This is a genomic window from Streptomyces sp. NPDC051173 (genome assembly GCF_040689515.1).
GTDB lineage: Bacteria > Actinomycetota > Actinomycetes > Streptomycetales > Streptomycetaceae > Streptomyces.
On the sequence record NZ_JBFBBD010000005.1, the window covers coordinates 187,448 to 194,286 of the forward strand.

8 protein-coding genes are annotated in these 6,839 nt (G+C 70.9%); 4 read left to right on the forward strand and 4 right to left on the reverse strand.

Going from position 1 to position 6,839, the window contains the following annotated elements; all coding sequences use genetic code 11:
- The first annotated feature begins 7 nt into the window (after positions 1-7).
- The 4 genes from glyA to AB0435_RS05610 all read left to right on the forward strand — a co-directional run bounded on the left by glyA (position 8) and on the right by AB0435_RS05610 (position 3,855).
- Complete coding sequence (gene glyA / locus AB0435_RS05595) at positions 8-1,270, forward strand: serine hydroxymethyltransferase (protein ID WP_366003753.1); 1,263 nt, start codon at positions 8-10, stop codon at positions 1,268-1,270.
- A gap of 174 nt (positions 1,271-1,444) precedes the next feature.
- The gene (locus AB0435_RS05600) at positions 1,445-2,827 is read left to right on the forward strand and encodes an L-serine ammonia-lyase (RefSeq protein WP_366003754.1); all 1,383 of its coding nucleotides are present in this window, start codon (positions 1,445-1,447) and stop codon (positions 2,825-2,827) included.
- Between the two features lie 118 nt (positions 2,828-2,945).
- Positions 2,946-3,497 carry a hypothetical protein gene (locus AB0435_RS05605; RefSeq protein ID WP_366426243.1) on the forward strand — a complete coding sequence of 184 codons (552 nt, stop codon included), beginning with the start codon at positions 2,946-2,948 and terminating at the stop codon, positions 3,495-3,497.
- A 49-nt stretch (positions 3,498-3,546) separates the two neighbouring features.
- Complete coding sequence (locus AB0435_RS05610; protein WP_366003756.1) at positions 3,547-3,855, forward strand: hypothetical protein; 309 nt, start codon at positions 3,547-3,549, stop codon at positions 3,853-3,855.
- A 27-nt stretch (positions 3,856-3,882) separates the two neighbouring features.
- Here AB0435_RS05610 and AB0435_RS05615 read toward each other — a convergent pair whose 3' ends face one another.
- The 4 genes from AB0435_RS05615 to AB0435_RS05630 all read right to left on the reverse strand — a co-directional run bounded on the left by AB0435_RS05615 (position 3,883) and on the right by AB0435_RS05630 (position 6,696).
- On the reverse strand, positions 3,883-4,107 hold the full coding sequence (locus AB0435_RS05615) for an EF-hand domain-containing protein (RefSeq protein ID WP_366003757.1): 225 nt from the start codon (positions 4,105-4,107) through the stop codon (positions 3,883-3,885).
- Between the two features lie 38 nt (positions 4,108-4,145).
- Complete coding sequence (locus tag AB0435_RS05620) at positions 4,146-4,655, reverse strand: N-acetylmuramoyl-L-alanine amidase (RefSeq protein ID WP_366003758.1); 510 nt, start codon at positions 4,653-4,655, stop codon at positions 4,146-4,148.
- Positions 4,656-5,097: 442 nt separating this feature from the next.
- Positions 5,098-5,601 (reverse strand): ATP-binding protein, encoded by a 504-nt coding sequence (locus AB0435_RS05625; RefSeq protein ID WP_366003759.1) that lies wholly within the window; start codon positions 5,599-5,601, stop codon positions 5,098-5,100.
- 327 nt (positions 5,602-5,928) lie between these two features.
- Complete coding sequence (locus tag AB0435_RS05630; RefSeq protein ID WP_366003760.1) at positions 5,929-6,696, reverse strand: enoyl-CoA hydratase-related protein; 768 nt, start codon at positions 6,694-6,696, stop codon at positions 5,929-5,931.
- Positions 6,697-6,839: the final 143 nt, after the last annotated feature.

Here is a 6,839-nt window from a genome sequence, read left to right on the forward strand (position 1 = left end):
AGAACTCATGTCGCTTCTGAACAGCTCCCTCCATGAGCTCGACCCCGACGTCGCCGCCGCTGTCGACGCCGAACTCCACCGCCAGCAGTCCACCCTCGAGATGATCGCGTCGGAGAACTTCGCTCCGGTCGCCGTCATGGAGGCCCAGGGCTCGGTCCTCACCAACAAGTACGCCGAGGGCTACCCGGGCCGCCGCTACTACGGTGGCTGCGAGCACGTCGACGTCGTCGAGCAGATCGCCATCGACCGGATCAAGGCGCTCTTCGGCGCCGAGCACGCGAACGTCCAGCCGCACTCCGGCGCGCAGGCGAACGCGGCCGCGATGTTCGCGCTGCTCAACCCCGGCGACACCATCCTGGGTCTGAACCTCGCCCACGGCGGGCACCTGACCCACGGCATGAAGATCAACTTCTCCGGCAAGCTCTACAACGTGGTCGCGTACCACGTCGACGAGGCGACCAACCTGGTCGACATGGACGAGGTCGAGCGCCTCGCCAAGGAGCACCGCCCGAAGCTGATCGTCGCCGGCTGGTCGGCCTACCCGCGCCAGCTGGACTTCGCGGCCTTCCGCCGGATCGCGGACGAGGTCGGCGCCTACCTGATGGTCGACATGGCCCACTTCGCGGGTCTCGTCGCCGCCGGGCTGCACCCCTCCCCGGTGCCGCACGCGCACGTCGTCACCACGACCACCCACAAGACGCTGGGCGGCCCCCGCGGTGGTGTGATCCTCTCCACGGCCGAGCTGGCCAAGAAGATCAACTCCGCCGTCTTCCCCGGTCAGCAGGGTGGCCCGCTGGAGCACGTGATCGCGGCGAAGGCCGTCTCCTTCAAGGTCGCGGCGACCGAGGAGTTCAAGGAGCGCCAGCAGCGTACGCTGGAAGGCGCGAAGATCCTGGCCGAGCGTCTGGTGCAGGCCGACGTCGCCGAGGCGGGCGTGTCCGTCCTCTCCGGCGGCACGGACGTGCACCTGGTGCTGGTGGACCTCCGCAACTCCCAGCTGGACGGCCAGCAGGCCGAGGACCGCCTCCACGAGGTCGGGATCACGGTCAACCGCAACGCCATCCCGAACGACCCGCGGCCCCCGATGGTCACCTCGGGTCTGCGGATCGGCACCCCGGCGCTGGCCACGCGCGGCTTCCAGGCCGAGGACTTCCGCGAGGTCGCGGAGATCATCGCCGCGGCGCTGAAGCCGTCCTACGACGTGGAGTCGCTGCGCTCCCGCGTCACGGCCCTGGCGGACAAGCACCCGCTGTACGCCGGCCTGAAGTAACCGAGCAGGACCCGATTCACCCGCTGGTACGGGGCACTGGGCACACTGGAAGGTGAGCCCGGTGCCCCGCACCACGTGGCGGGACGCAGGATCACTCCGGGGCACTCCGTGTGCACCGGCCGTGGCCCGGCCGACCGCCTCACACCCGAACCACCGACCTGAGGGAGCGCCACCGTGGCCATCTCCGTTTTCGATCTCTTCTCGATCGGCATAGGCCCGTCCAGCTCCCACACGGTCGGCCCGATGCGGGCCGCGCTGATGTTCACGCGCCGGCTGAAGAACGAGGGCCTGCTGGCCCACACCACCTCCGTGCGCGCCGAGCTCTTCGGCTCGCTGGGCGCCACCGGCCACGGCCACGGCACCCCGAAGGCCGTGCTGCTCGGCCTGGAGGGCCACTCCCCCCGCACCGTCGACGTGGAGACCGCGGACGACGAGGTCGAGCGCATCCGCTCCTCGAAGCGGCTGCGGCTGCTCGGCGCGGAGATCGGCTCGACCCACGAGATCGACTTCGACGAGTCCACCCAGCTGATCCTGCACCGCCGCCGCTCCCTGCCGTACCACGCCAACGGCATGACGCTCTTCGCCTACGACGAGGCCGGCGCGCCCCTGCTGGAGAAGACCTACTACTCCGTCGGCGGCGGCTTCGTCGTGGACGAGGACGCGGTCGGCGAGGACCGGATCGTCCTGGACGACACCGTGCTGAAGTACCCCTTCCGCACGGGTGACGAGCTGCTGCGGATGTCCCGCGAGACGGGCCTTTCGATCTCCGCCCTGATGCTGGAGAACGAGAAGGCGTGGCGCACGGAGACCGAGATCCGCGAGGGTCTGCTGGAGATCTGGCGCGTCATGCAGGCGTGCGTCTCCCGCGGCATGTCCCGCGAGGGCATCCTCCCCGGCGGCCTCAAGGTGCGCCGCCGCGCGGCCAACTCCGCCCGCCAGCTGCGCGCCGAGGGCGACCCGCAGGCCCGCGCGATGGAGTGGATCACGATCTACGCCATGGCCGTCAACGAGGAGAACGCCGCGGGCGGCCGCGTCGTGACCGCCCCCACCAACGGCGCCGCGGGCATCATCCCGGCCGTGCTGCACTACTACATGAACTTCGTGCCCGGCGCGGACGAGGACGGCATCGTCCGCTTCCTGCTCGCCGCGGGCGCGATCGGCATGCTCTTCAAGGAGAACGCCTCGATCTCCGGCGCCGAGGTCGGCTGCCAGGGCGAGGTCGGCTCCGCCTGCTCGATGGCGTCCGGCGGCCTCGCCGAGGTCCTCGGCGGCTCGCCCGAGCAGGTCGAGAACGCGGCCGAGATCGGCATGGAGCACAACCTGGGCCTGACCTGCGACCCGGTCGGCGGCCTGGTGCAGATCCCCTGCATCGAGCGCAACGGCATGGCCGCGGCCAAGGCCGTCACCGCCGCCCGCATGGCCCTGCGCGGCGACGGCCGTCACCACGTCTCCCTCGACAAGGTCATCAAGACCATGAAGGAGACGGGCGCGGACATGAAGGTCAAGTACAAGGAGACGGCCCGCGGCGGGCTCGCGGTCAACGTCATCGAGTGCTGAACCGGCGCTCCCCGCTCGGGGATCATGGCCGGAAACACCATGTCACGGTGTGATCCCCGTCAGTAGTGTCGGCTCCTCGTTGCCGTTCAGTTGCTGTTCCATCGCGAGGAGCCCGGCCATGCGCCACCACGCCCGCGCCACTGCCGCGATCGTCGGCGCCGTCACCGCCGCCTTCGGCCTCGCGGCGCCCTCCGCCGTCGCCGCGCCGGTGGCGGTGCCGTCGGCGGCGGTACGGCTGCACAACGGCGCGTACGGCGGCTGTCTGACGGCGGAGGGTTCGGGCTACCGCGACCCACGGGGTGCGGCGCGGCCCAGGCTGGTGGCGCTGGAGGCGTGCGACGCGGCCGCCCCGGCGCGGCAGTCCTGGCTGTACAGCGCGGCCACCCATCAGTTCTCGTCGGTGGCCGAGCCGTACCACTGCATCGACGGGAAGGGCTCGCTGCTGGTCACCGCGCTGTGCGACACGGGGGCGCCGGAGCAGCGGTTCCGCACCGCTCCGGCCGGCCGGGACGGTCTGCGCAAGGTGGCGTCCGAGGCGGACGGCCGGATCTGGGCGCAGGATTCGCGCCGCGCGGGCGGGGCCCGGACGGCGGCGGGCGAGGGGGTGCGGCCGGTGCGTGACGCGTCCTCGCCCCGGGCGGAGCGGAGCTGGGCGCTGACCGCGGTCTGATCTTCCCGGGCGGCGGGCGTTGTCAGTGGTGGCGCGTACGCTCTCCAGCATGAGTTACGCAGACCTGCGCGAACTCCAGAGCGCGCTCAGCACCGCCTCGGACATCGCCTTCGCCCTCGACGCCGCCCCGGCCCCCCATGAGGCCGACCAGCTTCTCGACGCCCTGCGCCGGGCGTTGACCGCGGCCGGTGCCCTGGGGGCCGGGCTGGGCGCGACGGCGTGCGCGGAGCACCCCAAGGGGCCCGTGGATCCGCTCCACGGCGACAAGGACGACCCGCTGCCGCCGGGCTGGGGCCGGTGCCTGCTGTGCAACGACCGCAGGCGGCGGGCCAGTGCGCAGCGCAGAGGCTGGCGCTGACCCGCCGGGAGCCGTGCGCGGGCCGGGTCAGCCGTTGAGGGAGGCCCAGAACTCCTCGAAGGACAGCACGCCGTCGCCGTTGGCGTCCTTCTTGTTGATGATGGCCTGGGCCACGGTCTCGGTGACGTTGAAGTCGCCGAGCTGAGCCATCACGCTCTTGTACTCGGCGGCGGTGATCAGACCGTCCCCGTCGGCGTCGAACCGGTCGAAAGCCTTGCGCGCTTCGGCCTCGCGCGTCGCGTTGTCGGCCATGTGGGCCTCCCCTTGTGTGCTGGTGTGACCGGCACAGATTAGCCGCCGTTGATCACCAGGCCGATATAGCGGTCCCAGTCCCAGTGCGGGCCGGGGTCGGTATGGGTGGAGCCGGGCACTTCGACGTGCCCGATGATGTGGTCGCGGGTCCTCGGGATGCCGTAGCGGGCGCAGACGGCGGCGGCGAGCCGGGCCGAGGAGCGGTACATCGCGTCGGTGAAGTATTCGGGGCGGTCGATCCAGCCCTCGTGCTCGATGCCGATGCTGCGGGTGTTGTAGTCCCAGTTGCCGGCGTGCCAGGCGATGTCCTTCTCGCGGACGAACTGGCCGATGTAGCCGTCCGCGGAGGCGACCATGTAGTGCGCCGAGACCTTGGCCGTGGGGTCCTGGAAGATCCTCATCGCGTCGCCGAAGGTCTCCTGGGTCACGTGGATCACGAGGAAGTCGACCGGGTGGGCGGAGGGGCGGCTGGATTCGGTGTAGTTGGCGCGGCCGGCCGGTATCCAGTGGGTGCGGGGATAGGGGGTGGTGGCGGTGTCTTCGTCCATGGGGGCTCCCGGATGGCGGGCACACCGGTCGGTAGCCCGGCGGGGACATGACACTCCAGAACGGCCCGGCCCGCAAGGACCGACATGCCTCATCGGCTCCCCATCGACCCCCCATCGACCCCCAATCGACCCCCAATCGACACTGTGCGCATAAAAATAGGGGTTACCGCTGGTTCATTCATGGAATATAAGGCGGGTGTTACAACTCACCTTTGATTAGCGAGAGATCGCTCCTGAATTGACCGATCTGCCCCGATAGCCGCTTTGGCTGGGACGCGACCGTCTGCCATAGTCGATGGCACGACCCCCATTGACCCGGGCCAGGTCGTTCTTCCGGCCGCGGAACACACCCCATTTCTCCGCGGCCGCACGCAGAGGCCCCCGGCCCGTCGCACACCGACGGATGGGGGCCTCTGCGTTTCCCGGCCGCGCCGGGGCCGGCTCAGCGGTCCGCGACCCTCATCTCGAACCACGTCGTCTTGCCGCGCGCCAGCAGATCCACGCCCCAGCGGTCCGAGAGCTTGTCGACCAGGAAGAGCCCGCGCCCGCTCGTGTCGAGCTCGTGCACCGGCATCAGGCACGGCAGCCCGCGGGAGGGGTCGCGCACCTCGATGCGCAGCCAGCCGCGGCGGCGCAGCATCCGCAGCCCGAAGCAGCGCGCGCCGGTGTGCCGGACGGCGTTGCCCACGAGCTCGGAGACCAGCAGCACGGCGTGCTCGGCGAGCTGGGCGGAGAGCCCCCAGTGCCGCAGGACGACGGACTGGGTGAGCCGCCGGGCGGCGATCGCCGACTCCGGGCGGGAGGGCAGCTGGACTTCGCCGAGCGTGGGGTCGCCGAACAGGTCGAGCGCCTTGAGCGCCAGTTCATCCTCCGCGGACGGCATCCAGCGCACAGCGGCCGTGCCGGTTCGCTGCCGCGGCTGATCCGTTCCTTCCAGGCCCGCCATGCACCCCATCATGGCCGCCGTAAAGACGCCGTGGGCTGGAACCAAGGGATTCCCTGGAGCGGAATCCGGCCCTCCAACGCCGCTCCGCGACATATGCCATGGGCAGCCAGTCACCTGAAAAATGGCGACTGACCTGCGGTGACCGCGGGTGCACAGATGATCGCTCAGCGCATGGAACAAGGTCATTTCGACGGGTTCGCACACCTCGCGGAATTCCCCCACAAGGGGCAACCATCCGGCATGCGGGCCGGGCGTGCCGGGGCAACGGCGAAGGGGCCGCCGACCGTTCGGCGACCCCCGTGGCGCTCATGCCCAACCGGTCGATCTTCAGACGAACTTGGCCTTGCCGGGCCCGTCCTCGACGAAGCTGCGCATCCCGATCTCCCGGTCCTCGGTGGCGAACAGCCCCGCGAACCAGTTGCGTTCGATGGCGAGCCCGGTGTCGATGTCGGTCTCCAGGCCCGTGTCCACGGCCTCCTTCGCGGCGCGCAGCGCGAGGGCGGGGCCGGCGGCGAGCTTCGCGGCCCAGGCGTGCGCCTGCTCGTAGACCTCCCCGGCGGGCACGACCCGGTCGACGAGGCCGAGCTCCAGCGCCTCGGGGGCCTTCACCTGACGGCCGGTGAAGATGAGGTCCTTGGCCCTGGACGGGCCGACGAGCCGGGCCAGCCGCTGGGTGCCGCCCGCGCCCGGGATCAGGCCGAGCAGGATCTCCGGCTGGCCGAGCTTGGCGTTGTCCGCGGCGATGCGGAAGTCGGCGCAGAGCGCGAGCTCGCAGCCGCCGCCGAGCGCGTAGCCGGTGACGGCGGCGACGACGGGCTTGGGGATGCGGGCGACGGCGGTGAAGGCGTCCTGGAGGCCACGGGAGCGGGCCACCATCGCCGCGTGGTCCATCTTCTGCATCTCCTTGATGTCCGCGCCGGCCGCGAACACCTTCTCCCCGCCCCACAGCACGACGGCCCGCACGTCGGCGCGGTGGGTCGCCTCCTCCGCGAGCTCGCGGATCCGGTCCTGGGTGGCGATGTCGAGCGCGTTCATGGGCGGACGGTCGAGCCGGATGGTCCCGACGCCCTCGGCGGCCTCAAGATGCACAGTCATGACAGCAGGTTAGCTTCAGGGCCTCGCGGGGGTCTGCCCCACGAAGTGGCCGGACAGCGGGCGGCCCGGCTCTTCTTTTCCGCCGGGTACGCCGTCCTTTTCTTTTCAGCCCGTTGGGGGCACCTCCCAGCGGTAGCTGGGGG